We start from the raw sequence: 24,824 nt of genomic DNA, 5'->3' as shown, positions 1-24,824 counted from the left end.
TTTGTTGAGCTTTCGTGAAATCTGACGATGAAGCCCGGTACAAATCGACACGACCTCTTTACAGAGCATTAACCAACGAGACTACTATCGGGTCATCGGTCCGCTTGTGGGCGGCCGATTTCTTCGACGCCCCTTTTGGCGTCCCTGCACGACCTGAGAGAGAGAGCTCGTCATGACTTCACGTACCACCCCCCTGGGGCAGGCCATCCGCTACGCCCTGGCAACCACTGCGACGCTGGCCGCCCTGCCTGCGTTCGCCCAGAGTGGCAGCACCGCCGCGCCGACCACCCTGGATCGCATCGAGATCACTGGCTCGCGCATCCGCCAGGTGGACGTGGAGACCGCTCAGCCGGTCCTGGCACTGAGCCGGTTGGACATCGAGCGCCAGGGCTTCAGCTCGGTGGCCGACATCCTGCAGAACGTGACCGCCATGGGCAGCCCGGCGATCAGCCGTGCAAACGCACTGAGCTCGGGCGAAAACACCGGCGGCACCTACATCGACATGCGCAACCTGGGCGCGCAGCGCACCCTGGTGCTGGTCAACGGCAAGCGCTTGGGCATCAGCACCTCGGGCCTGCAGGATGTGTCCTCGCTGCCGGTGTCGGCGGTGGAGCGCATCGAAGTGCTGAAGGATGGCGCGTCGGCCATCTACGGTTCCGATGCGATGGCCGGCGTGGTCAACATCATCACCCGTTCCAACGTCAACGGCGTGACCGCCAACGTCTACCACGGTCAGTACAGCGAAGGTGACGGCGCGCGCGATCGCTTCGACGTGGTGGGTGGCTGGAGCAATGACCGCGTGTCGCTGACCCTGGCACTGGAGCACTCCGAAGAAAAGAGCGTCTGGGCCAAGGACCGCTGGTTCAGCAAGTACGGCGTGAGCGACCGCCACCCGAACGATGCCTCCAACTGGACCACGCTGAGCCAGTGGGGCCAGGTCACCGGCCTGAAGGGCGGCCCGGGCTGCACCAACACTAAGGACGGCTGCGGCTATTCGCTCAACCGTGGTGCTGACCCGACCAACCCGGCCAACTACCACCTGACCGATGCGACCCCGTTCACCGGCGACGTCAGCAACGCCAACGAACAGATGCACGTCATGTATCCGCTCAAGCGTGATTCGGTGTACTTCGACGGTCGCTTCAAGATCACCGACCAGGTCAACCTGCGCACCGAATTCGGCTACAACAAGCGTTCGGCCGAGCGCCAGATTGCAGGCTACCCCCTGCAGTCCAGCTCGGTGTCCATCTCGGGCGACCCGACCGCCACCGGCCTGATGTCCAAGGACAGCTACTTCAATCCGTTCGGCAACCAGCACGGCTATGCCAAGCCAACCGACGTGGCCTGGAACCGCCGCACCTGGGAAATCCCGCGTGTGAGCACCAGCGAACTGAAGACCTACCGTGCGGTAGTGTCGCTGGATGGCAGCTTCGAGATCGGCCAGCGCTACTTCGACTGGGACGTGGGCTACCAGTACAACCGCAACGAGCTGACCGCTACCGCCACCGGCAACCTGCACAAGAAGCGCGTGCGTGACGCCGTGGGTCCGTCGTTCCTGGATCCGGCCACCGGCAAGGTGATGTGTGGCCGTCCGGGCGCGGTGATCAGCGGCTGCACGCCGTGGAACCCGCTGGTGCCCTACGGCAAGAACGATCCGAACGGACTGACCGGCAATGAAGAACTGATGGCCTGGCTGTTCCCGGCGGAGCACACCACCGGCCGGACCACCACCAAGAACGCGTTCGCCAACCTGTCCGGCAGCATCATGACCCTGCCGGCCGGCGACCTCGGCTTCGCTTTCGGCGTGGAAAGCCGCAAGGAAGATGGCCGCTACACCCCCGATGCCCTGGCCCAGACCGGAGCTACCACCAACCTGGCCGCAGGCCCGACCGGTGGCAGCTACAACGTGAAGGAAGCCTACCTGGAGCTCAGCGTGCCGGTGCTGGCCGACCTGCCCGGTGCGCGTGAGCTGAGCTTCAGTGCCGCCACCCGTTACTCCAAGTACAACACCTTCGGCAACACGCTCAACAGCAAGTTCGGCTTCAAGTGGAAGCCGATCGACCAGCTGCTGGTCCGTGGTACCTGGGCAGAAGGCTTCCGCGCCCCGACCATCAACGACCTGTACGGTGGTGGTTCGGAAACCTTCGCGCAGTTCAGCGATCCGTGCGACACCGTGTTCGGCTCGGCCAAGGGGAGTGCCGAAGTCCGCGCGCGATGCGCACGTGACATCGCCGATGCCGCCAACTTCCGCCAGCTGAAGCAGGGCAACGCCCCGGTGACCACGGCGCAGGATGCGACCCCGACGCCGTTCGTGTCCGGTTCGAACCCGCTGCTGGTTCCGGAAACCTCGACCAGCAAGACGCTGGGCCTGGTGTGGAGCCCGACCTTCCTCAGCAACCTCAACGTGGCGCTGGACTGGTGGAAGATCCGCATCGACAACACCATCGTCGGTGACAGTCCGAACCAGATCCTGAGGGACTGCTACGAGCAGGGCATCGAATCGCGCTGCAGCCGCTTCAGCCGTGACCCGTCCAACGGCATCGTCACCGGCCTGAAGTTCGGCAACCGCAATGCCGGCTTTGCCGAGACCGAAGGTTACGACCTGGATGTCAGCTACCGCGTCGACACCAGCTACGGCAAGCTGAGCGCAGGCTGGACCAGCACCTACGTCAGCAAGAACGTCTACCGCTCCACCAACGATGTCCGCGAAGCGATCACGCCGATCAACGGCGTTGCCAACACCATCGGCACCGCCACCAGCCTTGCGTTCCGCGTGCGCTCGAACCTGGTGCTGGGCTGGGATGTGGGTGACTTCGGCGTCAGCTGGACGGCACGCTACTACTCCGGTGTGAAGGAGCGCTGCCTCAACGCCTCGCGTTATGCGGACGAATGCTCCGATCCGACCTTCCTGGCTCCGTGGCTGAAGTCGCCGACCGCGTACAACGAGCGCGGTGCGGTGACCTTCCACGACGTGCAGTTCCGCTACAACCTGCCGTGGGATGCCACCGTTTCGGTGGGCGCGAACAATGTGTTCGGCAAGGAAGCGCCGGTGATGTACAGCAAGCCGAACTCGTCGTTCTCCTACTACGGTGGCTACGACATCGGTCGTTTCATGTACATGAAGTACCAGCAGCGCTTCTGATCCATCCGCGCTGTTGAAGCTCGACGACCACGGCCCTTCGGGGCCGTGGTTTTTTTCTGCCTCCGCGCAGACTGTCGCTTTCCACATTGACCGTGATGCGTTCAATCAGGGACACGGTCCTCTGCGCTGCGTCCGCCGCGATGCCACAGGTTGGAGCAATCGATTGATTTGCTTCCGCTTTGTGCAGAAGCGTCACGGCCGTCTGCAGCGCTTTCGTCGCTTGCCCATACGTCTCCCCATCCATCTTCACTAGGTTCGAACATCCACCGCCGCGGTGGAGTTGACGCAGCCCCGCTTGGCTGTGTTCCGAAGACTTCGAAGACTGAGAGAGAGACCCATGACCATCCGTATTCCCGAGCTCGGGTTGGCGATCCGTCGTGCACTGGCGATGACGGCCACCACCGCACTGGCCGCCCCCGCATTCGCCCAGCACGCACCGGAAGCCACCACGCTGGACCGTATCGAGATCACCGGTTCGCGCATCCGCCAGGTCGACCTGGAAACCGCGCAGCCGGTGCTGACCATCAGCCGCGCCGACATCGAGCGGCAGGGCTTCAATTCCGTTGCCGACATCCTGCAGAACCTGACCGCAACCGGCAGCCCGGCCTTGAGCCGTGCCAGCCCGCTCAGTGCGGGCGAGGCCGCAGGCGGCAGCTACGTGGACATGCGCGGCCTCGGTGCACAGCGCACCCTGGTGCTGGTCAACGGCAAGCGCCTGGGCATGACCACTTCTGGTTACCAGGATATATCCAGCATTCCCGCCGCTGCCGTGGAACGCATGGAAGTGCTGAAGGACGGCGCCTCGGCCATCTACGGTTCCGACGCGATGGCCGGCGTGGTCAACATCATCACCCGGCGCAACGTCCAGGGCGTGACCGCCAACGTCTACCACGGGCAGTTCAGCGAAGGCGATGGTGCCCGCACCCAGTACGACGTGGTTGCCGGCTGGTCGAATGACCGCGCTTCGATCAGTGTCGCCGCCGAGCATGTCGAAGAAAAGGGCGTTTGGGCGAAGGACCGCGGCTTCAGCGCCTACACCTATACCGATCGTCATCCGGACGATGGCTGGACCACGGTCGGGCAGTGGGGGCGCATCGTCGGCTTCAAGGGCCCGGGCTGCAGCAGCGCCCGTGGCTGCAGCTATTCGCTCGATCGCGGCAGCCAGCCGGGCGGGCCGGACAGCTTCCACCTCAGTGACAACACGCCGTTCACCGGTGATGTCAGCAACAGCAATGAACAGATGCACGTGCAGACGCCGATCAAGCGCGATTCGCTCTTCGTCGATGCACGCATGGATCTGAACGACCAGATCCGCTTCAACACCCAGCTGGCCTACAACCGACGCACCACCACGCGCCAGATTGCCGGCTATCCGTTCCAGTCCGGTGCGGCCGGCATCTCGCCGATGTCCGCCGACAGCTGGTTCAATCCGTTCGGCCGCCACCACGGCTATGAACGCCCAAGCGACGTGCACTGGAACCGCCGCACCTGGGAGATTCCACGCGTCAGCACCAGCGAACTGACCACCTGGCAGGGTGTTGCAGCGTTTGAAGGCAGCTTCGCCGGTCGCGACTTCGATTGGGAAGCCGGCTACCAGTACAACCGCAGCGAGCTGGAGCAGCGTGCCACCGGCGACCTGCACAAGCAGCGCGTTGCCGATTCCACCGGTCCTTCGTTCTACAACCCGGCCACCGGCAAGGTGGAATGCGGTACACCGGATGCACCGATTGCCGGCTGCAAGCCCTGGAATCCACTGGTGCCGTATGGCCAGGATGACCCGTACGGCCTGACCAGCAATGGCGAACTGCAGGACTGGCTGTTCCCCGAGGAACTCACCCGTGGCCGCAACACCACCCGCAACCTGTTCGCCAGCCTCAGTGGCGGCCTTGCCACGCTGCCCGCCGGGGAACTGGGCTTCGCCCTGGGTGTGGAGAGCCGCCGCGAGGAGGGTCGCTTCATTCCCGATGCGCTGGCCCAGACCGGCGCCACCACCAATCTGGCGGCGGGCCCCACCGGCGGTGGCTACCGTGTCGACGAGGCCTATCTGGAGCTGAGCGTGCCGGTGCTGAGCGACCTCCCCGGTGCACGCCAGCTGACCCTGGACATGGCAACGCGCTACTCGGACTACACCACCTTCGGCGGAACCCTCAACAGCAAGTTCGGCATCTCGTGGAAGCCGATCGACCAGCTGCTGGTCCGTGGCACGTGGGCACAGGGTTTCCGTGCGCCGACCATCTCGAATCTGTACGGTGGCGGCTCGCAGACCTTCACCACCGGCTTCCGTGACCCCTGCGATACGGTCTATGGCGCCGCCGCCAGCAGCCCGGAGGTACGTGCACGCTGCGCCGCCGACATCCCCAACGCGGACAGCTACCGCCAGCTCGGCCAGGGCAACGAGCCGATCACCGGCAGCAGTGGGCAGACGCCCCTGCCCTTCACCAACGGCTCCAATCCCGACCTGAAGCCGGAAACCTCGACCAGCCGCACGCTGGGCCTGGTCTGGAGCCCGACGTTTGCCGAAGGACTGAACATTGCGTTGGACTGGTGGAAGATCCGCATCGACAACACCATCGTCGCCGACCATCCCAACGACATCCTCCGCGACTGCTACGAACTGGGCATCGCCGAGCGCTGCGGCAGTTTCACCCGCGACCCGGAACTGGGCATCGTCAACACGCTCAACTATGGCAGCCGCAACAGCGGGTTCCGCCAGGCCGAAGGCTATGACCTGGAGATCGGCCACAAGATCGAAACGTCCTGGGGCACGCTGAGCGCCGACTGGAAGACCACCTATGTGGTCGCCGCGGAAGAACGGACCACCAACGAGGCGGATGCCCCGCCCATTCCCAGCAATGGCATCGCCAGCAACGGCGGCATCGGCTTCCGTGTGCGCTCCAACGCATCGTTGGGCTGGGAGCGTGGCAACCTCGGCCTAAGCTGGGGCCTGCGCTATTTCTCCGCGGTCAAGGAGCGTTGCCTGGATGCAGCCACGTATCCGGGTGAGTGCTCGCACCCGGGCCAGCGCGCGCCGTGGTTCAGTGGCAGCCGTGACTACAACCGTCGCGGATCGGTCACCTTCCACGACGTGCAGGCGCGCTACAACCTGCCATGGGATGCGACCGTCTCGATCGGTGCCAACAATGTGTTCGGCCGCCAGGGACCGGCCATGTACAGCCAGCCGAGCGCCAACTTCTCCTACTACGGTGGCTTCGACATCGGTCGTTTCATCTACATGAAATACCAGCAGCGCTTCTGATCCACCCCGCCATCTGCACGACCGCCACGGCCCTTCGGGGCCGTGGTTTCGTACAGGGACCTGACCACCGTCATCCCGTGGTCGCAAAGCGGTCATATCGGCTACATCGCCAGGCCCGAGCATGCCGGAAACCCGGAGGCCCGCCATGCGCTATGCCATCGTCACCGAGACCTACCCGCCGGAAGTGAACGGCGTTGCCCTCACCGTGCAGGGCCTGGAGCAGGGACTGCGCAATTCCGGCCATGACATCGACCTGATCCGGCCACGCCAGACCAGCGAAGCACTGGACTCGGCACCGGGCACGCTGCTGGTGCCGGGCGCCGCACTGCCGCGCTACCCCGGCCTGCGCTTTGGCCTGCCTGCACCGATCAGGCTCAACCGCCACTGGCAGCAGCAGCGTCCCGATGCGGTCTACATCGCCACCGAAGGCCCGCTGGGCTGGTCGGCGCTGCGCACCGCGCGCCGCCTTGGCATTCCGGTCGCCAGTGGTTTCCATACCCGCTTCGACGAGTACCTGCCCGACTACGGCGTGGCCTGGCTGCAGGCTGCCGCGATGCGCTGGATGCGCCGGTTCCACAACCAGGCCGATGCAACCCTGGTGCCCACCCGCGAGCTGCAGCAGTTCCTCGGTGAACAGGGCTTCGAACGCGTGCGCCTGCTGGCACGCGCGGTCGACAGCCAGCAGTTCGATCCGGGCCGGCGCGACCCGGCGCTGCGCGAGGAATGGGGCGTGGACGGCAACGGCCTGGTCGCGATCCATGTCGGCCGCATCGCTGCGGAAAAAAACCTTGGCCTGGCGGTGAAAGCCTTCCGCCGCCTGCAGCAGATCCGGCCCAAAGCCCGCTTCGTCTGGGTGGGTGATGGTCCGGCCCGCGAAAAACTGGCACATGAAAACCCCGATTTCATTTTCTGCGGCATCCAGCGCGGCGAAGCCCTGGCACGGCATTTCGCCAGCGGTGACCTGTTCCTGTTCCCCAGCCGCAGCGAGACCTTCGGCAACGTGACTCTGGAAAGCATGGCCAGCGGTGTGGCCACCGTGGCCTTCGACTATGGCGCCGCCCGCGAATACCTGCGTGATGGCGAGAACGGTGCGGCCGTGGAAAACGATGAGCAGTTCATCGAGGCAGCGGTGCAGCTGGCCGCCGATGATGCACGGCGCCGCGAATTCGGCAGCAGCGCCGCGCGTGCGATGAAGCGCCTGCATCCACAGCAGGTGGTTGCCGAATTCGATGCCCTGCTGGCCGAGCTGGCCCAGTCGCGGAGGAGCGGCCATGCGCACCACGCCGCTTGAGCTGCTGGCTGGCCGCGAGGCGCGGCTCTGCCGCCGGGCCAACCACTACTGCCGGCGTCGCCGCGTGCGTCGCCTGTTCTCGGTCATCAGCCGGCTCGGCGATGGCGTGTTCTGGTACGTGCTGATGGGCGCGCTGGTGGCGCTGGACGGCTTCGACGGACTGCGTGCATCGGTGCACATGGCCGCCACCGGCCTGGCCGCACTGCTGCTCTACAAAAGCCTCAAGCGCTGGACCCGGCGTCCCCGCCCGTATGCGGCCGATCTGCGCATCCGCGCCTGGGTGGCGCCGCTGGACGAGTTCAGCTTCCCCTCCGGGCACACCCTGCACGCGGTGTCGTTCACCATCGTCGCGCTGGCCTACTACCCGTGGCTGGCGCCGCTACTGGTGCCGTTCACCTTCGGCGTCGCGCTGTCGCGGGTGGTGCTTGGCCTGCACTACCCGTCCGATGTACTGGCCGCCACCGGCATTGCCATCCTGCTGGCATCGGCCAGCCTGGCCTGGTTGCCGCTGCCGGTGTAGCCCCCGGGGTCAGATCCCTTCGGTAGCGCCGGGCCATGCCCGGCGGTGGATGCCCTAGAATGCCTGCATGACCACGCTGTTCATTTCCGACCTGCACCTGGACCCCAGCCGTCCGGAGATCACCGACCTGTTCCTGCGCTTCCTGCGCGAGCAGGCGCCCGGCGCCGATGCGCTGTACATCCTCGGCGACCTGTTCGAAGCCTGGATCGGCGACGACACGCCCTCGCCTGCTGCCGATGCGGTGGCCGACGCGCTGAAGGTACTTTCCGACAGCGGCGTACCGGTGTACTTCATCCGCGGCAACCGCGACTTCCTGCTCGGCGAAGACTATGCGCGCCGTGCCGGCCTGCGCATCCTGCCCGACCCGTGCGTGATCGAGCTGTACGGCCGCCCGGTGCTGCTGCAGCACGGCGACCTGCTGTGCACGGACGACATCCCCTACCAGCAGTTCCGTGCACAGACGCGCGACCCGGTCTTCCAAGCGCAGTTCCTGTCGCAGCCGCTGGCCGCACGCATCGCCTTCGCGCAGAAGGCACGCGACGCCAGCCAGGCCCGCCAGTCGGAAATGAAGCAGGATGATCGTGCGCAGTTCGAGTCGGTAACCGACGTGTCACCCGCCGAAGTCGATGCCACCTTCGTGCGCCATGGCGTGGACACCATGATCCACGGCCACACCCATCGCCCGGCGGTACACACGCTGCAGGCCGGTGGCCGCGCCTGCAACCGCATCGTGCTGGGTGACTGGTACGAACAGGGATCGGTGCTGCGCGTGGATGCCGGCGGCTGGTCGCTGGATACGCTCGCGCGCGAATGATGGATCGCGGGGTGCCAACCAAGGTTGGCATCTACCAGGGCAGGTGAACGCACCCAGGTAGACGCCGACCTCGGTCGGCGGTTGGCCTCAGCGGAAGGCCGCGATGGTGGCCTTGGTATTGACCAGCACGCGCTGGTTGTCGGCGGTGCTGGCATTGCCCATCGGGATGCCGTTGTAGTTGATGTTCGGGTTGGACCAGTAGTTCAGGCGCGGGCAGCCGGCCGAGCAGTCATAAGCCATGATCGTGCGCCAGCGCGAACCGGAGGACGGCTCGTAGCGATAACCGTGCCCATAGGCATAGGGCGACGTGCTGGGATCACTGGCGATATCGTGCCGCGCACTCTGCAGGTGGCCGATCTCATGCGCGAAGGAGTAATAGCCGGTCGCGCAATCCCAGTACACCGCCGCGAACGCCGTCGATGCCGTCGAACCGATGCCCGAGGCCAACCCGCAGTAGCTCGTGTTGTTGATCAGCAGCACGCCGACATCGGCCGCAGTGTTGTTGCGGCTGGTGTGGATGCTGTCCATGTAGCCGTCGCTGGTGTTGCGGAAGCGGGTCAGGTCGGTGGTGAAGTTGCCGGATTCGGTGTAGCTGGTGGTTTCATAGCCGGCCAGCTGCAGGGTGATGCCCACGTTGCTGTTGACGTAGCCCTGGTTGGATTCGGCTACCGCCAGCTGCACCAGCGACTGCATGTTGCCGCCATAGGCCGTTACCGCTGCATTGGTTGCCACCACCAGCACGCGGATGGTGGCCGGGGTACCGGACGAGGCCTGCGCGATGCCGATGCGGTCATTGTTGCCCATCGGGATTTTCGGCAGCTGGTTGTAGTCGGCCGGATGGTCGGCCGGCATCCGCGACTCATCCACTTCCACCAGTACATGGCGGTTGCCCAGTGGGCGCAGGCGATACAGCTTGCCGTCCTTGCGGATCGAACCGGTGAGGGTGTTGCCCGAACGCACCAGGATCACTGAATTACCAGGATCATCCTGGCCATTCGAAGTGGCGGCAGTCAGCCGATCGGACGGCGAGCGCAACTGGCCGTACCAGATGCTGCCGCCATCGGGCAGGGCTTCCACCTTGCTGCGCACCGCCTGCACACGCTGGCCAAGCAGTTCGAACTCCAGCTGCGGCTGCGCAGTGGCAGCAGCGTCGACACGCACTTCCTGTACCGTCGCGGTGGACGGGGTGGCCAGCAGCTTGCCCAGCGCGGGCTCACTGTTTGCCGATGCGCGGCTGATGACCGTCACCGGCTCGAACAACGGTGCCGCATGCGCGGCCGCTGCCACCGACAAACCCAACACCAGGCCACCTGCCGCTTTGCCAATCGATCTGGACAACATTGCGTCGCTCCTTGAATGATGTGAACAGCGTTGATGCAGCACGCCCGGGTCTACCGGGTTTGGCCATCTGGCCTGCGCGGGTCGTGTGAATTCAATAGAAGATGGGAATGAAAATCAGGAACTGTGATCGACCGCATCTGCGTTAAGTAAGGTCAAAAGCGTCACTACACTTCGCCAATACACCGCTTTCGCGCTACCGTGACGCAGCCACGACGGGGAATGCACATGGCACCATCTCAGGACACGGACGAAGATGTCGGCTTGCTGCGGATCGGCCTGTTCTTCGATGGCACCCGCAACAACGCACACAACCTGGCACGCGGTCGCCCACAGGTTCCGCAGCCACGCCCGGCGCAGCTGCGCGCGGATGATGATTCGACCTACCAGAGCCGGCTGACCAGCAGCTACGACAACGGCCTGACCAACATCGCGCGCCTGCAGCAGCTGTATCCGGACAGCCGCCGCGATGCGATGGCCGCGCCTTCGCTGTCGATCTATGTCGAGGGCGTGGGGACCCGCGATGATGCCGATGACGACCTGATCGGACTGGCCTTCGGCATCGGTGCCAGTGGCGTTCGCGCGAAAGTGCAGCGCGCGCTGCAGGTGCTGCTGCCGGCGGCACTGGCCGAGCTGTCCGCGCGCTGGCAGCGACCGCTGCGTGGCGTGCAGCTGGATCTGTTCGGCTATTCGCGCGGTGCTGCCGCGGCACGTGATATCGCAAACCAGCTGCAGGCCTGGGACAGCGCGCGCTGGCGCCAGCTACTGCAGGGCGCCGGCCTGCCCTGCACTGCGGACTTCGCCGCCGTCACGCCGGTGCTGCGCTTCATCGGACTGTTCGACACCGTGGTTGCAGTCAATGGTGGCCGCGCCGATGAGCGGCCGCAGCTGGCCCTGCACAGCGGCATCGCCGGTCGCGTCGTGCAGCTCACTGCACGCGATGAACATCGCCAGCACTATCCGTTGACCAGCGTGGCACCGCCGTTTGCCGAGATCGCCCTACCCGGCGTACACGCGAATATCGGCGGTGGCTACAACCAGCTGGAAGAAGGTCCCAAGCTGCTCAGCCGCCCGCGCCGGCAACAATTGCGCCGCCCCGCGGTTGCCGACTACCAGGTCCCTCCACTGGCGTTGCTGCGGGCCACCACGGTCTACGCCGAAACGCAGGCCGACGCCGAACGCTGGCGGCAGCAGCTGGGCGTGGGTGAAAAGGAGATCTGGGTGGATGTCTGGCACCAGTGGCAGCAGCAGCGTCGCGCCGGCAGCCGCAGCGTGCTGTTGTCGCCGGTGCTGTATGTGACCGCCGCGGTGGTGCTGCGTCGGCGCATCGACTGGCGTTACCAGCTGATCGCACTGCAGGTGATGCAGCAGCAGGCCATCGATGCTGGCGTGCAATGGACCGCCAATGCCGCTGGAGTTCCCGGCTGGGAGCTGCCGTCCGCCCTGCAGCCGATTGCACGCCGACTGGTGGCCGGACAGCCGCTGACGCAGACACAGGAGGCGCTGCTGCGACGGCGTTACCTGATGCAGTCGGCGCACTGGAACTTCGATGCACTGGGCGACACCGCACTGACCTACACCGCCGATGCCGGCGTCAGCGAACTGCCGTACCGGCCGGGTCCCGGCCTGTTCTACATCAACCGGCCAACGGTGGATGGCAAGCGCGTGGTGTTGCCGAACGCATGAAAAAAGGGACGGAGGGGATTAAGTCGTTTGTGCCACAAACGACTTAATCCCCTCCGTCCCCTTTTCTTCAACCGGCCTGTTCAATCAGGTTGGCCAACTCATCCGCATCGAACCCGGCCAGCAGGCGCGCTTCGATGTTGAATGGCCCATGCAGGTAGCCGCCGGCGTACTCCACCAGCAGTTCCTTGAAGCGCGCACGCGGCTCGACAGCGGCGCGGTCGCAGTACCAGCGATACCAGCGCGAACCGGCAGCGACGTGCGCCACTTCCTCGCGCAGGATCACTTCCAGCACATCGGCGGTTTCGCCATCGCCGACATTGCGCAGCTTCCCGATCATGCCGGGCGTTACGTCCAGGCCGCGCGCTTCCAGCACGCGCGGCACCAGCGCCATGCGTGCCAGGCCGTCATGGGCGGTCTTTTCGCACATTTCCCACAGGCCGTTGTGCGCTGGGAAATCGGCATAGTCGTGACCATGCACCTGCAGGCGTTCGCGCAGCAGCATGAAGTGCCGCGATTCGTCGTCGGCACAGCTGACCCAGTCGGCATGAAACGCCGGCGGCAGGCCACGGAAGCGGTATACCGCATCCCAGGCCAGGTCGATCGCGTTGAGTTCGATATGGGCGATGGCGTGGATGAAGGCGGCACGCCCTTCCACACCGCCCAGTCCACGCCGCGGCACTTCACGCGGATGCACCAGCACCAGCTGCGCCGGCCGGCCGGGCATGCGGATCGGCTCCGGCGGCGGTGCATCGGCCGCCACCTTCAGGCGGCCAGCACGGAACGCGGCGGCATAGGCCTGGGTCAGCGCCACCTTGCGCAGCGGGTCGGCTTCGGCCAGGCACTGCTGCGCAGCGCGCAGCAGGTCGCCACCAACGTCGGGTACATCGACCACGCCTGGACCTCAGGCGCGGCGCTTGTGCTTGGCGTCGTCCGAACGCAGTTGCTGGATGCGCTCGAAATAGCCCGGCTCGATACCCGTCGGGTAGTGTCCGTTGAAGCAGGACGAATCGAAGTTGCGCAGCGCCGGATTGCCCTCGCTCACCGCCGCTTCCATGTCTTCCAGGTCCTGGTAGATCAGCCAGTCACAGCCCAGGTGGGCTTCGATCTCTTCCACGGTACGGTTGTGCGCGACCAGCTCTTCGGCCGCCGGCATGTCGATGCCGTAGATGTTCGGGTAGCGCACCGGCGGTGCCGCGCTGGCCAGGTAGACCTTGCGCGCGCCCGCATCACGGGCCATCTGCACGATCTGCTGGCTGGTGGTGCCGCGCACGATCGAATCGTCCACCAGCAGCACCACGCGGTTGCGGAACTCCAGGTGGATCGGGTTGAGCTTGCGGCGCACCGACTTCACGCGTTCGCCCTGGCCCGGCATGATGAAGGTGCGGCCGATGTAGCGGTTCTTGATGAAGCCTTCGCGGTACTTCACCCCGAGCACGTTGGAGATCTCCAGCGCGGCATCGCGCGAGGTATCCGGGATCGGGATGATGGTGTCGATGTCGTGGTCCGGGCGCAGGCGCAGGATCTTCTCGCCCAGCTTGATGCCCATGCGCATGCGCGCCTTGTGTACCGAGACGTTGTCGATCATCGAATCCGGGCGCGCGAAGTACACGTATTCGAAGATGCACGGGGTGTGCTCGGCCGGCTCGGCGCAGATCTCCGAGAACAGCTCGCCACGCGCGGTGATCACCAGCGCTTCGCCCGGCTGCACGTCGCGCACGCGCTGGAAGCCCAGCACGTCCAGCGCGGCCGACTCGGAGGCGACGATGTACTCGTCACCTTCGGCGTGGCTGCGCTTGCCCAGTACCAGCGGCCGGATGCCATGCGGGTCGCGGAAGGCGACCAGGCCCAGGCCGAGCACCACGCTGACCACCGCATAGCCGCCCTTGCAGCGGCGGTGCACGCCGGCCACCGCGCGGATCGCGGCTTCCGGGCTGAGCTGGCGCTGCTGCTCCAGTTCATAGGCGAACACGTTCAGCAGCACTTCGCTGTCCGAATCGGTGTTGACGTTGCGGCGGTCCTGTTCGAACACCTGCTGGCGCAGCGCTTCGGTGTTGATCAGGTTGCCGTTGTGGGCCAGCGCGATGCCGTACGGCGAATTGACGTAGAACGGCTGTGCCTCGTCCATGCCTTCCGAACCGGCGGTCGGGTAGCGCACATGGGCGATGCCGACGCTGCCTTCCAGGGTGGACATGGTGCGGGCATCGAACACATCGCGGACCAGGCCGGTGGCCTTCTGCACGCGCAGGCGGCTGCCGCTGGCGGTGGCGATGCCCGCCGCATCCTGGCCACGGTGCTGGAGAACGGTCAAGCCGTCATACAACTGCCCGGCGACGTTCTGGTTGCCGACGATTCCGACGATGCCACACATGGTGCGAGGTCTCCGCTGGGCTGTGCCCAGTTACAAGGAAGGTGGCCGTACCTGGCCGCGGTGGTCGCCGCGCGCGCGGTCGACGTTGGCCGGATCGCCCGGCTCGATACTGTCCGGCAGTGCAGGAGCGTCCGGGCGCACTTCGGCCGGATCGTAGGAATCGCCCTGTTCCGCTTTCGCAGGCCGCAGCCATCCGCTGCCTGCCACTACCTGGTTGAGGATGCCATTATCGCCTGCCGCGCCCGGCTTTCCCAACCCGGCGCCTGCGTTCTTGCCCAACTCCATCAATGCAGATGGGGACAGCGCGTCGGTCGGCAAGGCCTTGGGCAGCAGATCGGCCCCGGGAACCTCCCAGTGCGGCAGTTTGCTGTTCATCCAGGCCACGGTCGGGTTCAGCAACGGACGCACCGCCGAGCGCTGCCAGGAGGGTTCGGCGGTCAGCGGGGTGAAGCTGCCCAGCAGCAGCAGGACCGCGGCGATCAGGCCGCCTCGCACCGCGCCCAGCACCCCGCCCAGCAGGCGGTCCAGGCTGGTCAGCATGCTGCGGTGGACCAGGGCTTTGATGACCATGCCGATGACCGCGACCACGATCATCACGCCGATGCCGACCCCCAGGTAGCCACCGACGAAGTGTTCGCCACCGGGGGCCGCCGGAGCGGCCCACCAATGGGCGGCATCATTGCCGAAGGCGAAGGCCGCCCACGCGGCCAGCAGCCACGACAGGGTGCCGATGACGATTCCGACGAAGCCGCGCAGCATCCCCAGCAGGGTCGAGGCGGCGATCACGATCAGCAGCACCACGTCGATCATGGCGCCCCGCTCCTTCGGCGGCGCTGGCAACGGGGCTGCGCGTGGGTCATGGGTGCGGTCGGACCATGCCGGCCACGCCGACCTTGGCGGCGACCTGCGCCTTCAGCTGCTCGGCGTCAGCGCGGTTGGCCACCGGCCCGACGCGGACGCGATGCAGGGTGCCCTTGTCCGTGCGCACCTGCTCGACGAAAGCGCTGAAACCAGCGGCACGAACCTTGTCGCGCAGGGCATTGGCATCGTTGGCCTGACCGAACGCGCCCAGCTGCACGGCAAAGCCGACGCCGCTGGCAGCCTGTGCTGCCGGTGTGGTCGGCACCGTCGCCGGCTTGCTGGCGGTGGCCTCCGGCTTCGGTTCGGGCTTCGGCGCCGGCTTCGGCGGTTCCGGCTTGGCGGCCGGCGGCGCGGTCGCCGTTGGCGTGCTCGGCGGCAGGCTTTCGCTGCGGACCGGGTTGCCGCTGGCCGAGGGCGCAACAGCTGCGGACGGGGTGCTGGCGCTCGGCGCAGCCGGTGCCGGGGTGGCCGCAACCGGGGCACTGCTGCCGGCCGCCGCGTCCAGGGTGATCACTTCGGCCTTCACATCCGCACGGATCTTCACCGCCTGCAGGCGGGCCGCTTCGGCCTGGGCACGGTCGGCGTAAGGTCCAACGCGAACGCGCCATGCCTGGCGGCCGTTGATGGTGGCCGTTTCAGCGAAGCCCGGCAGCTGCGAGCGCTTCAGGTAGGCGATCACCGCATCGGCGTCGGCCTTGCTGCCGTAGGCACCGAAGGTGACCGCATAGTTGCCGGCGGCGACTGCCGGCGAGGTGTCCACGGTCGGCGGCGTAGCCGGCGTGGCAGCCTCCTGCAGCGGCTTGGCCTGCCCGGTCTGCAGGCCGGTGGCACCACCGGCCGGGGCGACCAGAGGCAGCTCACGGGTTTCGAACTGGCCATCGGCCGGCGCATCCGGCGCGGCGATCGGCACATTGGCGACACCGCTGTCAGGTGCGGGTCCCTTGACCAGCATCGGCAGGAAAATCACGGCCAGTGCCACCAGCACGATGGCACCAATCAGACGCTGTTTCAGAGGCGTATCCACGTGAGGCAGGCAACTGTCCGGAGATTGCCGTCGATTATACGGGTGCCGGACCGGCCGGCGTCGGCGTTGGCTGAACGCGGATCAGGCGTCGCCCTGCAGCCACTGCAGGGCCGCAGCGGCGGTATGGAAGGAGCCGAACACCAGCACCCGGTCACCCCGCTCAGCCTGGGCCAGCACCTGCGCCAGGGCCTGTTCGACGCTATCGGCCAGCGGTGCCTTGGCCGCCACCGTACCGCTCAAGCGTGCCTGCAGCTGAGCGGCGCTCTGCCCACGCGGACCGTCCAGCCCGGCCAGGGTCCACTCGCCCACCACGTCCTGCAGGGCCTGCACCACACCCGCCGCGTCCTTGTCCTGCAACGCGGCGTACACCGCCAGGGTGCGGCCGGCTGACACTTCGGCCTTCAGCGCACGCGCCAGCTGGCCCGCCGCCTGTGGGTTGTGGCCCACGTCCACGCGGATCTGCACGCCGTCGCGCTCGAATGCCTGCATGCGGCCGGAGATTCGCGCTGCTGCGATACCCGCGGCCCACGCCGCACGCGGCACCGGCTTGTCCAGCGCGCGCAGGGCGGCGATGGCAGCACCGGCATTGGCCAGCTGGATCGGGCCGGCCAGCGCCGGGGTCGGCAGCTCCATGCGCAGGCCGACGTCGCGCCAGCGCCAGCGCTGGGCGTCGATCGGCTCGTAGAAGTAATCGCTGCCGCCGCGGATCGCGTTGGCACCGACCAGATAGGCACGCGCCAGCACGCTGGACGGCGGATCGGTCTCGCCCAGGATCACCGGCTTCCAGCCACGGATGATGCCGGCCTTCTCGGCGCCGATCGCTTCGCGGTCCTCGCCCAGCCACTCGGCATGGTCGATGTCCACGGTGGTGATCACCGATACATCGGCGTCGACGATGTTGACCGCATCCAGGCGGCCGCCCAGGCCCACTTCCAGCACCGCCAGGTCCAGCCCGGCGTCGGCGAACAGCTGCAAAGCAGCGAGCGTGCCGTACTCGAAATAGGTCAGCGTGGTGTCGCCGCGTGCCGCTTCGACGGCATTGAACGCAGCAACCAGCGCCGCATCGTCCACGTCCTGCCCGTCGATGCGCACGCGCTCGTTGTAGCGCAGCAGGTGCGGCGAGGTGTAGGCACCCACCTTCCAACCGGCAGCACGGCCGATGGCCTCGATGAAGGCCACGGTGGAGCCTTTGCCGTTGGTGCCACCGACCACGATGGTGCGCCCGGCCGGCGCGCCAAGACCCATCGCCGTGGCCACAGCGCGCACGCGTTCCAGGCCCATGTCGATGGTCGCCGGGTGCTGGCGTTCAATGTAATCCAGCCAATCGGCCAGGGTGGTCGGGGTGTTCGTCACGGCAGTGCTTCCAGCAGGTACAGGTGGTTCGGTGTGGCGGGTCAGAGTGCGCGGTGCTTGGCTTCGCCGAAGAACGGCGTGTGGTGGGCGCAGTCGTTCAGGCGCACCACTTCCAGGCTGTCCAGGTCGGCGCCTTCGAGCAGGTTGAGCGTGGTCGGTGCCTGGCGGAAGGTCCACAGGCGGGAAATCGGCAGGCCCAGCACCTTGCACAGGATCACGCGGTTGACCGCATCGTGCGCAACCACCAGCAGGGTGTCGTGCTCGCCGAGGCCTTCGGTGGCACGGGCCAGACCACGCCAGCTGCGTTCCAGCACCAGCCGCAGCGATTCGCCACCGGGCATCAGCACGGTATCGGGCTCCTCGCGCCAGGCCTGCAGGCGCGACGGATCCTTTTCGTTGATCTCGCTGGCGAGCAGGCCTTCCCACTCACCGTGGGCGATTTCCTGCAGCTCCGGCTCGGTCAGCAGCATGTCGGCACGCGCGGCGCCAAGCGCCAGCTGCGCGGTGCGCTGCGCGCGCGACAGCGGCGAGGCGACGGCACGGGTGATGTCCACCGAGGCCAGGCGGGCACCCAATGCCTGGGCCTGGGCTTCACCGATCGGCGAAAGCGGAATATCGATCTGGCCCTGGTAGCGGCCTTCGGCGTTCCACGGCGTTTCGCCGTGGCGGGCAAGCAGGATGCGCATGCGTGCAAGGGGTCCTGGGGGGAGGAGGTTTCCGCGTTTCGTTCACATCCTGTGAAGTACGCGGAACAGGGATGATACCTGTTCGGCGCACCCGGCCGGGCCGGGCATGAAAAAACCCCGCGACGTGGGTCGCGGGGTTTCGGAAACTCCGACTATCTGGTCGAGGTTGCCGGCCAGCGGCCGGCACTACCATCGGTACAGGCGGTAGATCCACGCCATGCGTGGATGGACAGCCCCGAACCGCGAACCTTACTTGACCAGGTTCAGTTCCTTCAGCAGCTGCGGCGCCGGCGCCACTTCCTGCATGATCCACTGCATGTAGCGGCTGTCGACGGCGATCATGCGGGTCATCACCGGGTCGAACACCCAGTTGGAGCTGACCGATTCCCAGTTGCCATCGAAGGCCAGGCCGACCAGCTTGCCGTTGGCGTCCAGCACCGGCGAACCCGAGTTGCCACCGGTGATGTCCAGGTTGGACAGGAAGTTCACCGGCACCGAACCAATGCGCTTGTCTTCCAGGCCGCCGTAACGCTTGGCCTTGACTGCATCAAGCAGCGCCTTCGGCGAATCGAACGGATCCTCACCGGTTTCCTTCGCCGCCACGCCTTCCAGGGTGGTGAACGGGGTGTACTTTACGCCGTCCTTGCCATAGCCCATGACGTTGCCGAAGGTGATGCGCAGCGACAGGTTGGCGTCCGGGTAGACGAACTCACCCTGGCTCTTCTTGTAGTCGGCCACGGCCTGCAGGTACAGCGGGCGCGCGGTCAGCGATTCGCCTTCGCGGATCTTCTTCTGCTCTTCCTGCTTCAGCAGCGCCGGCATGACGGCCACGGCGTACTGGATGGCCGGATCGTTGCTGGCCTCAAACGCGGCGCGGTCGGCCTTGAACCATTTCAGGCGTGCGTCCAGGCTGCCCAGCTCGGTGCCCGACAGCTTGCCCACCAGCGACTTGACCGCAGCGGCATCGCTGCCGGCCAGCCACTTGTTCAGCACTTCGTTGTCGCGCTGCGCGGCCGGCAGGGCCACGTACTGGTCCAGCCAGTAGGTCTGCAGCTGCTGGTCCATCTTTGCCACGTAGCGACGGTCCATCTGCTTCAGGCCACCTTCGATGGTGGTCAGGTCGCGTTCCTGGTAACCGGCTTCGCGCTCGGCATCCGGCTTGCTGCGCTCGATCGACAGGCGGTACAGGGTGATCGCTGCGCCAACGGCCGAGGTGTTGTTGAACTGGCCGACGAACAGGTCGCGTTCGCGGGTCGACTTGCTGGTATCCAGATGCTTGAGCAGCTGCGCGTGGGCGGCCAGGGCCGGCTTGCCGGCAGCACCCTGCTTCTTCAGCCAGGCCAGCACGGCGGCTTCTTCAGCCTGCTTCTGGCCGGCGGCGTCGATGCGCTTGAAGCCTTCCAGCTGGCCCAGGTAGTTCTTGGCCACGTTGTTCATGCTGGCGGCGGTCGCTGCGTACTTCACCTTGACGTCGGCGTCGGCCTTGCCGGCGTCGGCGATCATTTTCAGCACTGCGTTGTAGTGCTTGGCGATGGTCGGGTAGGTGAAGCTGGCGGTTTCGTTGAACTCACCGGCCAGTGCATAGCGGTTGGTGCGGCCCGGGTAGCCGGCCACCATCACGAAGTCGTCGGCGCCCAGCGGCTGGTCGGCGAACTTCAGGAAGTGCTTGGGCTGGTACGGCACGTTGTCGGCGGCGAAGGCGGCCGGCTTGCCGTCCTTGCCCACATAGGCGCGGTAGAACGAGAAGTCGCCGGTGTGGCGCGGCCACATCCAGTTGTCGACGTCGCCACCGAACTTGCCGACGCTGCCCGGGGGCGCGTAGACCAGGCGCACATCCTTGATTTCCATGTTGCGGAACAGGCGGTAGGTGTTGCCGCCGGAGAAGCTGTACAGGCGGCAGCGGAAGCCGGCATCGGCCTCACAGGCGGCGACCTGGGCCTTGTCGAAGGCGTCCAGCGCGCGGCTGCGGGCCAGCGGGTCGTTGCCGGCGGCAGCGATGGCGGCCTTGGCCTGGGTGGTGACGTCGGTGATCTGGTCGAGCACGAACACGCGGGCGTTCGGGCCGGCGCTCAGTTCGTCCTTCAGGGTCGGCGCGTTGAAGCCGTCCTTGATCAGGTTCTTCTGCGCGGTCGAATTCAGCTGGATGGCGCCATAAGCGCAGTGGTGATTGGTGACCACCAGGCCCTGCGGCGAGACGAAGCTGGCGGTGCAGCCGCCGAGGGCAACGACGGCGCCCATCGGGTCGCCGGTCAGGTTGGCCAGCTGTTCCGGGGACAGCTTCAGGCCGGCCTTCTGCAGCGGGCCGGCGATTTCCGGCAGCTGCTGCGGCACCCACATGCCTTCAGCGGCATGGGCGACCTGGGCCAGCCCGAGGCTGGCGACGATGGAGAATGCAAGCAGGTTCGAGCGCATGGAGCGGCCCCTGGTAGTGGAACCTTCGATTGTAGCCCGCCGCCCTGCCCCGGCCCGAACCCCGGAAGTCATGGGCCTGCTTCTTGCTCTGCCACGCGCACGTGGGCCGCGCACACGGAAATCGTCCAGAGGGGGCGTGGTCACCCTCCCCCGAACCAGGGAGGCGCTGCTGTTCGCAGCACGTTCGAAACGCCCGCCGGCGCACGCCTTTCGTTCCGCCACTGCACCCGCAGCGCAACATGGGAAATCCGCGCGGCACCCTATAATCCGCGCTTTCCCCCTGATGAGTTCCACCCCGATGGCGCAGCAAACGATGAAGGCCCTGGTCAAGCGCGAAGCGGCCAAGGGCATCTGGCTGGAAGAAGTTCCGGTTCCGACCCCGGGCCCGAACGAGGTCCTGATCAAGCTCGAGAAGACCGCGATCTGCGGCACCGACCTGCACATCTACCTGTGGGACGAGTGGAGCCAGCGCACCATCAAGCCGGGCCTGACCATCGGCCACGAATTCGTGGGTCGCGTCGCCGCACTCGGCTCGGCCGTGACCGGCTATGAAATCGGCCAGCGCGTCTCGGCCGAAGGCCACATCGTCTGCGGCCACTGCCGCAACTGCCGTGGCGGCCGCCCGCACCTGTGCCCGAACACCGTCGGCATCGGCGTCAACGTCAACGGCGCCTTCGCCGAGTACATGGTGATGCCGGCCAGCAACCTGTGGCCGATCCCGGACCAGATTCCGTCCGAGCTGGCCGCGTTCTTCGATCCGTACGGCAACGCCGCGCATTGCGCGCTGGAGTTCAACGTGATCGGTGAAGACGTTCTGATCACCGGTGCCGGCCCGATCGGCATCATCGCCGCCGGCATCTGCAAGCACATCGGTGCACGCAACGTGGTGGTGACCGACGTCAACGACTTCCGCCTGAAGCTGGCCGCCGACATGGGTGCCACCCGCGTGGTCAACGTGGCCAACCAGTCGCTGAAGGACGTGATGAAGGAACTGCACATGGAGGGCTTCGACGTGGGCCTGGAAATGAGCGGCAACCCGCGCGCGTTCAACGACATGCTCGACTGCATGTACCACGGCGGCAAGATCGCCATGCTCGGCATCATGCCCAAGGGCGCCGGCTGCGACTGGGACAAGATCATCTTCAAGGGCCTGACCGTGCAGGGCATCTACGGCCGCAAGATGTACGAGACCTGGTACAAGATGACCCAGCTGGTGCTGTCCGGCTTCCCGCTCGGCAAGGTGATGACCCACCAGCTGCCGATCGACGACTTCCAGAAGGGCTTCGACCTGATGGAAGAAGGCAAGGCCGGCAAGGTCGTGTTGAGCTGGAATTGACCCTTCGCCGCGCGCGATGGGTGGGTGCCGAGCTTGCTCGGCACACCTTGAAATTGAAAAAGGCGCCCGATGGGCGCCTTTTTCTTTGCCATCCCGACGTTGCCGGCCAGCGGCCGGCACTACCGGTAACGCCTGCGGCGTTACTTGCCGATGGCCACGCTCAGCATCACGCGGCTGTGGGCCAGCTTGCCGGAGTTGTCGCGGCCGTTGCCGTCGGTGCCGTAGTAACCCAGGCCGACCTTGGCCATCCCGAACTGGCGCTCAACGCCGACATTCCGGTCGGTGTAATCCTTGGCGATGCCGTCTTCAAACGTGCTGCGGCCGACATTGGCATTCAGGGTGAAGTCCTTCGGCAGGCCCCAGCTGCCGCCCAGGCCGAAGTACCAGCCATCGGTGCTGCTGTTCCATACATCGTTGGTGTAGGCCACCGTCAGCTTGTAGGTGTCATCCAGCGTGGTGGTGGTGATCAGCTCGTTGTAGTTCTGGTGGCTGGACTTCAGGTAGGTGTAGCGGTTCAGCAGCACGTCGACGTTGACGCGCTCGGTGACGTCCACGCCGTAGCCGATCAGGTAGTCGACCTCGGTCTTCGGATCACCTGCACCGAAGTCCACGCCCGAACCCCACACGCCGGCATACAGGCCAACCGGGCTGGTGTAGGTGAAACCGGCCTGCAGGGTCGGATCCTCGTCGGTCTGCGACACACCACGGAACAGGTAATCGGAAACAGCGGTGACGTTCCAGCTGTACGGCGATTCGTTTTCCTGGGCGCTGGCGGCGAACGGGGCGGCCAGGGTCAGGGCAGCGGCAATGGCGAGGCAGGCACGGGCGTGCTTCATGAGCGTCTCCGGTGGGGGCGGTGGCGTGGAAGGCGGGAGCGGGCGTAGCGGCCGGAGCGGGACAGCTCCGGTTCACGAATTTTTAACCAGTTTGCTATTGCGATGCAACATGTGCCGGCCGTGGCGATGCCCCATCCGGGCCGGTCGGCAAGCGGCGATGCCCGGTAGAATCAGCGGTTTCCCCGTTCAGAGCCGTGCCCACGCCATGACCGACGCCTCCTCCGCCCTGACCCGCCACTACGCCGAGGAACTGGACGCCATCCGCGCCCAGGGCCTGTTCAAGTCCGAGCGGATCATCACCAGCCCGCAGTCGGCCGAGATCACCCTCGAGGACGGCCGCAAGGTGCTGAACTTCTGTGCCAACAACTACCTGGGCCTGGCCGACCATCCGGACCTGATCCAGGCCGCCAAGGATGCGCTGGATACCCACGGCTTCGGCATGGCCTCGGTGCGCTTCATCTGCGGCACCCAGGACCTGCACAAGCAGCTGGAGAAGCAGATCGCCGACTTCTTCGGCAAGCAGGACACCATCCTGTACGCGGCCTGCTTCGATGCCAACGGCGGCCTGTTCGAGCCGCTGCTCGGCGAGAACGACGCGATCATTTCCGATGCGCTGAACCACGCCTCGATCATTGATGGCGTACGCCTGTGCAAGGCGAAGCGCTTCCGCTATGCCAACTGCGACATGGCCGACCTGGAAGCCCAGCTGCAGGCCGCCGACGCCGCCGGCTGCAAGACCAAGCTGATCACCACCGACGGCGTGTTCTCGATGGACGGCTTCATTGCGCCGCTGGACGAGATCACCGCGCTGGCGAAGAAGTACAACGCGCTGGTGCACATCGACGAATGCCACGCTACCGGCTTCCTCGGTGCCACCGGCCGCGGCTCGGCCGAAGTGAAGGGCGTGCTGGAAAAGATCGACATCATCACCGGCACCCTGGGCAAGGCCATGGGTGGTGCACTGGGCGGCTTCACCTGCGCCAGCGCCGAGGTGATCGAGCTGCTTCGCCAGCGTTCGCGCCCGTACCTGTTCTCCAACTCGCTGCCGCCGCATGTGGTGGCCGCCGGCATCAAAGCGTTCGAGATGCTGGCCGCCGCTGACGATCTGCGCGACACCCTGGTGGAAAACACCCGCTACTTCCGCGAAAAGATGGTCGCCGCCGGTTTCGACGTGAAGCCGGGCGTACACCCGATCAGCCCGGTGATGCTGTACGACGCACCGCTGGCGCAGAAGTTCGCCGAGCGCCTGCTGGAAGAAGGCATCTACGCGATCGGCTTCTTCTTCCCGGTGGTGCCCAAGGGCCAGGCGCGCATCCGCACCCAGATCAGCGCCGCGCACAGTCGCGAGCATCTGGACCGCGCAATCGATGCGTTCACCCGCATCGGTGTCGAGCTGGGCGTGATCAAGGGTTGATCCCCACCGGCCAAAGCGTGCCGACCAAGGTCGGCACCTACCAGGCGTGAGGGCGTGCCGACCGAGGTCGGCACCTTCCCGGCATCACTTCTTTTTCTTCTTGCCCTTCGGCTCGTCCTTGCTGGCCACCACCACCGGCTTGGCGGCAGCATCCTGGCCGTTGCCCTTGGCAACGCGGATGCCGTTGGCCTTCATCCAGGCGTCGAACTCGTCGGCGGTCATCTTCTTGTCGCCGTTGCTCATCAGGAAGCGGTAGCTGCCGCGACCATCCAGCTCCGGGGTCTTCACTTCCACCACCGGGGTCTCGGCCGGCATTTCCGCCTTGGCCACCTTCTTGTGGCCACCACAGGCGGTCAGCAGCACCATCGGCAGCAGCAGGCCTGCGCAGCGCAGGGTTTGGTTGAGGGTCGGGTGGTACATGGCAGGCTCCGTTCGGGAAATTCAGCAGCCAGACGCCCCCTACGCCTGGAACGGTGGCCGGCAACGG

Annotated in this window: 18 protein-coding genes; 8 read left to right on the top strand and 10 right to left on the bottom strand. The window is 66.2% G+C overall.

What is annotated here, in order from left to right; all coding sequences use genetic code 11:
- Positions 1 to 172 precede the first annotated feature (172 nt).
- From ACSYS9_RS04295 to lpxH, 5 genes are all read left to right on the top strand, one after another.
- The gene (locus ACSYS9_RS04295; RefSeq protein WP_049422614.1) at positions 173 to 3,142 is read left to right on the top strand and encodes a TonB-dependent receptor domain-containing protein; all 2,970 of its coding nucleotides are present in this window, start codon (positions 173 to 175) and stop codon (positions 3,140 to 3,142) included.
- Between the two features lie 337 nt (positions 3,143 to 3,479).
- Entirely contained in the window at positions 3,480 to 6,398 is a 2,919-nt protein-coding gene (locus tag ACSYS9_RS04290) for a TonB-dependent receptor domain-containing protein (RefSeq protein WP_071229164.1), read from the top strand.
- Positions 6,399 to 6,543: 145 nt separating this feature from the next.
- A complete protein-coding gene (locus ACSYS9_RS04285) occupies positions 6,544 to 7,689 on the top strand; it encodes a glycosyltransferase family 4 protein (protein ID WP_071229163.1) in 1,146 nt (381 codons plus the stop codon).
- Complete coding sequence (locus tag ACSYS9_RS04280; protein ID WP_049422612.1) at positions 7,670 to 8,209, top strand: phosphatase PAP2 family protein; 540 nt, start codon at positions 7,670 to 7,672, stop codon at positions 8,207 to 8,209. The genes ACSYS9_RS04285 and ACSYS9_RS04280 overlap by 20 nt, the downstream gene beginning before the upstream one ends.
- A 67-nt stretch (positions 8,210 to 8,276) precedes the next feature.
- Positions 8,277 to 9,023, top strand: a complete 747-nt coding sequence (lpxH, locus tag ACSYS9_RS04275) for a UDP-2,3-diacylglucosamine diphosphatase (protein ID WP_032129072.1) — start codon at positions 8,277 to 8,279, stop codon at positions 9,021 to 9,023.
- 87 nt (positions 9,024 to 9,110) lie between these two features.
- Here the strand turns inward: lpxH and ACSYS9_RS04270 are convergent, their stop codons facing one another.
- Positions 9,111 to 10,364 carry a zinc-dependent metalloprotease gene (locus ACSYS9_RS04270; RefSeq protein ID WP_032129071.1) on the bottom strand — a complete coding sequence of 418 codons (1,254 nt, stop codon included), beginning with the start codon at positions 10,362 to 10,364 and terminating at the stop codon, positions 9,111 to 9,113.
- A 225-nt stretch (positions 10,365 to 10,589) separates the two neighbouring features.
- Here ACSYS9_RS04270 and ACSYS9_RS04265 point away from each other — a divergent pair, with 225 nt between their 5' ends.
- Positions 10,590 to 12,047 (top strand): DUF2235 domain-containing protein, encoded by a 1,458-nt coding sequence (locus ACSYS9_RS04265; RefSeq protein WP_071229162.1) that lies wholly within the window; start codon positions 10,590 to 10,592, stop codon positions 12,045 to 12,047.
- Between the two features lie 67 nt (positions 12,048 to 12,114).
- Here ACSYS9_RS04265 and ACSYS9_RS04260 read toward each other — a convergent pair whose 3' ends face one another.
- The 7 genes from ACSYS9_RS04260 to ACSYS9_RS04230 form a co-directional block, all read right to left on the bottom strand.
- Entirely contained in the window at positions 12,115 to 12,939 is an 825-nt protein-coding gene (locus tag ACSYS9_RS04260) for a ferritin-like domain-containing protein (RefSeq protein WP_071229161.1), read from the bottom strand.
- A 9-nt stretch (positions 12,940 to 12,948) separates the two neighbouring features.
- Positions 12,949 to 14,415 carry an amidophosphoribosyltransferase gene (gene purF, locus ACSYS9_RS04255; protein WP_032129068.1) on the bottom strand — a complete coding sequence of 489 codons (1,467 nt, stop codon included), beginning with the start codon at positions 14,413 to 14,415 and terminating at the stop codon, positions 12,949 to 12,951.
- Between the two features lie 30 nt (positions 14,416 to 14,445).
- Positions 14,446 to 15,225, bottom strand: coding sequence for a CvpA family protein (locus ACSYS9_RS04250; RefSeq protein WP_049400926.1), 780 nt, complete (start codon positions 15,223 to 15,225; stop codon positions 14,446 to 14,448).
- A gap of 46 nt (positions 15,226 to 15,271) precedes the next feature.
- The gene (locus tag ACSYS9_RS04245; RefSeq protein WP_440568813.1) at positions 15,272 to 16,300 is read right to left on the bottom strand and encodes an SPOR domain-containing protein; all 1,029 of its coding nucleotides are present in this window, start codon (positions 16,298 to 16,300) and stop codon (positions 15,272 to 15,274) included.
- Between the two features lie 81 nt (positions 16,301 to 16,381).
- Complete coding sequence (gene folC, locus ACSYS9_RS04240) at positions 16,382 to 17,653, bottom strand: bifunctional tetrahydrofolate synthase/dihydrofolate synthase (RefSeq protein ID WP_071229159.1); 1,272 nt, start codon at positions 17,651 to 17,653, stop codon at positions 16,382 to 16,384.
- Between the two features lie 41 nt (positions 17,654 to 17,694).
- Complete coding sequence (locus tag ACSYS9_RS04235) at positions 17,695 to 18,339, bottom strand: histidine phosphatase family protein (RefSeq protein WP_010483945.1); 645 nt, start codon at positions 18,337 to 18,339, stop codon at positions 17,695 to 17,697.
- Between the two features lie 249 nt (positions 18,340 to 18,588).
- Complete coding sequence (locus tag ACSYS9_RS04230) at positions 18,589 to 20,751, bottom strand: S46 family peptidase (protein WP_071229158.1); 2,163 nt, start codon at positions 20,749 to 20,751, stop codon at positions 18,589 to 18,591.
- Positions 20,752 to 21,064: 313 nt separating this feature from the next.
- On the opposite strand from ACSYS9_RS04230, the gene tdh reads away from it, so the two are divergent.
- On the top strand, positions 21,065 to 22,087 hold the full coding sequence (gene tdh / locus ACSYS9_RS04225) for an L-threonine 3-dehydrogenase (protein ID WP_010483949.1): 1,023 nt from the start codon (positions 21,065 to 21,067) through the stop codon (positions 22,085 to 22,087).
- A 140-nt stretch (positions 22,088 to 22,227) separates the two neighbouring features.
- Here tdh and ACSYS9_RS04220 read toward each other — a convergent pair whose 3' ends face one another.
- On the bottom strand, positions 22,228 to 22,923 hold the full coding sequence (locus ACSYS9_RS04220) for a TorF family putative porin (RefSeq protein WP_440568810.1): 696 nt from the start codon (positions 22,921 to 22,923) through the stop codon (positions 22,228 to 22,230).
- A gap of 205 nt (positions 22,924 to 23,128) precedes the next feature.
- Between ACSYS9_RS04220 and kbl the strand changes: the two genes are divergently transcribed.
- Positions 23,129 to 24,337 carry a glycine C-acetyltransferase gene (gene kbl, locus ACSYS9_RS04215; RefSeq protein ID WP_005408238.1) on the top strand — a complete coding sequence of 403 codons (1,209 nt, stop codon included), beginning with the start codon at positions 23,129 to 23,131 and terminating at the stop codon, positions 24,335 to 24,337.
- An 84-nt stretch (positions 24,338 to 24,421) separates the two neighbouring features.
- Here the strand turns inward: kbl and ACSYS9_RS04210 are convergent, their stop codons facing one another.
- Positions 24,422 to 24,757, bottom strand: a complete 336-nt coding sequence (locus ACSYS9_RS04210) for a hypothetical protein (protein ID WP_049463434.1) — start codon at positions 24,755 to 24,757, stop codon at positions 24,422 to 24,424.
- Between the last annotated feature and the right edge of the window lie 67 nt (positions 24,758 to 24,824).

Origin of the sequence: Stenotrophomonas sp. STK17_22 (assembly GCF_051983905.1) — a bacterium.
Lineage (GTDB): Bacteria > Pseudomonadota > Gammaproteobacteria > Xanthomonadales > Xanthomonadaceae > Stenotrophomonas > Stenotrophomonas maltophilia_A.
Note: the sequence above shows the minus strand (reverse complement) of the source record. Positions and strands in the feature narration are given on the sequence as shown.

What these genes read in the sequence shown, in the direction of transcription:
- ACSYS9_RS04295 (WP_049422614.1), top strand. Translation starts at nt 173, where the DNA reads ATGACTTCACGTACCACCCCCCTGGGGCAGGCCATCCGCTACGCCCTG.
- ACSYS9_RS04290 (WP_071229164.1), top strand. Translation starts at nt 3,480, where the DNA reads ATGACCATCCGTATTCCCGAGCTCGGGTTGGCGATCCGTCGTGCACTG.
- ACSYS9_RS04285 (WP_071229163.1), top strand. Translation starts at nt 6,544, where the DNA reads ATGCGCTATGCCATCGTCACCGAGACCTACCCGCCGGAAGTGAACGGC.
- ACSYS9_RS04280 (WP_049422612.1), top strand. Translation starts at nt 7,670, where the DNA reads ATGCGCACCACGCCGCTTGAGCTGCTGGCTGGCCGCGAGGCGCGGCTC.
- lpxH (WP_032129072.1), top strand. Translation starts at nt 8,277, where the DNA reads ATGACCACGCTGTTCATTTCCGACCTGCACCTGGACCCCAGCCGTCCG.
- ACSYS9_RS04270 (WP_032129071.1), bottom strand. Translation starts at nt 10,364, where the DNA reads ATGTTGTCCAGATCGATTGGCAAAGCGGCAGGTGGCCTGGTGTTGGGT.
- ACSYS9_RS04265 (WP_071229162.1), top strand. Translation starts at nt 10,590, where the DNA reads ATGGCACCATCTCAGGACACGGACGAAGATGTCGGCTTGCTGCGGATC.
- purF (WP_032129068.1), bottom strand. Translation starts at nt 14,415, where the DNA reads ATGTGTGGCATCGTCGGAATCGTCGGCAACCAGAACGTCGCCGGGCAG.
- ACSYS9_RS04250 (WP_049400926.1), bottom strand. Translation starts at nt 15,225, where the DNA reads ATGATCGACGTGGTGCTGCTGATCGTGATCGCCGCCTCGACCCTGCTG.
- ACSYS9_RS04235 (WP_010483945.1), bottom strand. Translation starts at nt 18,339, where the DNA reads ATGCGCATCCTGCTTGCCCGCCACGGCGAAACGCCGTGGAACGCCGAA.
- ACSYS9_RS04230 (WP_071229158.1), bottom strand. Translation starts at nt 20,751, where the DNA reads ATGCGCTCGAACCTGCTTGCATTCTCCATCGTCGCCAGCCTCGGGCTG.
- tdh (WP_010483949.1), top strand. Translation starts at nt 21,065, where the DNA reads ATGAAGGCCCTGGTCAAGCGCGAAGCGGCCAAGGGCATCTGGCTGGAA.
- ACSYS9_RS04220 (WP_440568810.1), bottom strand. Translation starts at nt 22,923, where the DNA reads ATGAAGCACGCCCGTGCCTGCCTCGCCATTGCCGCTGCCCTGACCCTG.
- kbl (WP_005408238.1), top strand. Translation starts at nt 23,129, where the DNA reads ATGACCGACGCCTCCTCCGCCCTGACCCGCCACTACGCCGAGGAACTG.
- ACSYS9_RS04210 (WP_049463434.1), bottom strand. Translation starts at nt 24,757, where the DNA reads ATGTACCACCCGACCCTCAACCAAACCCTGCGCTGCGCAGGCCTGCTG.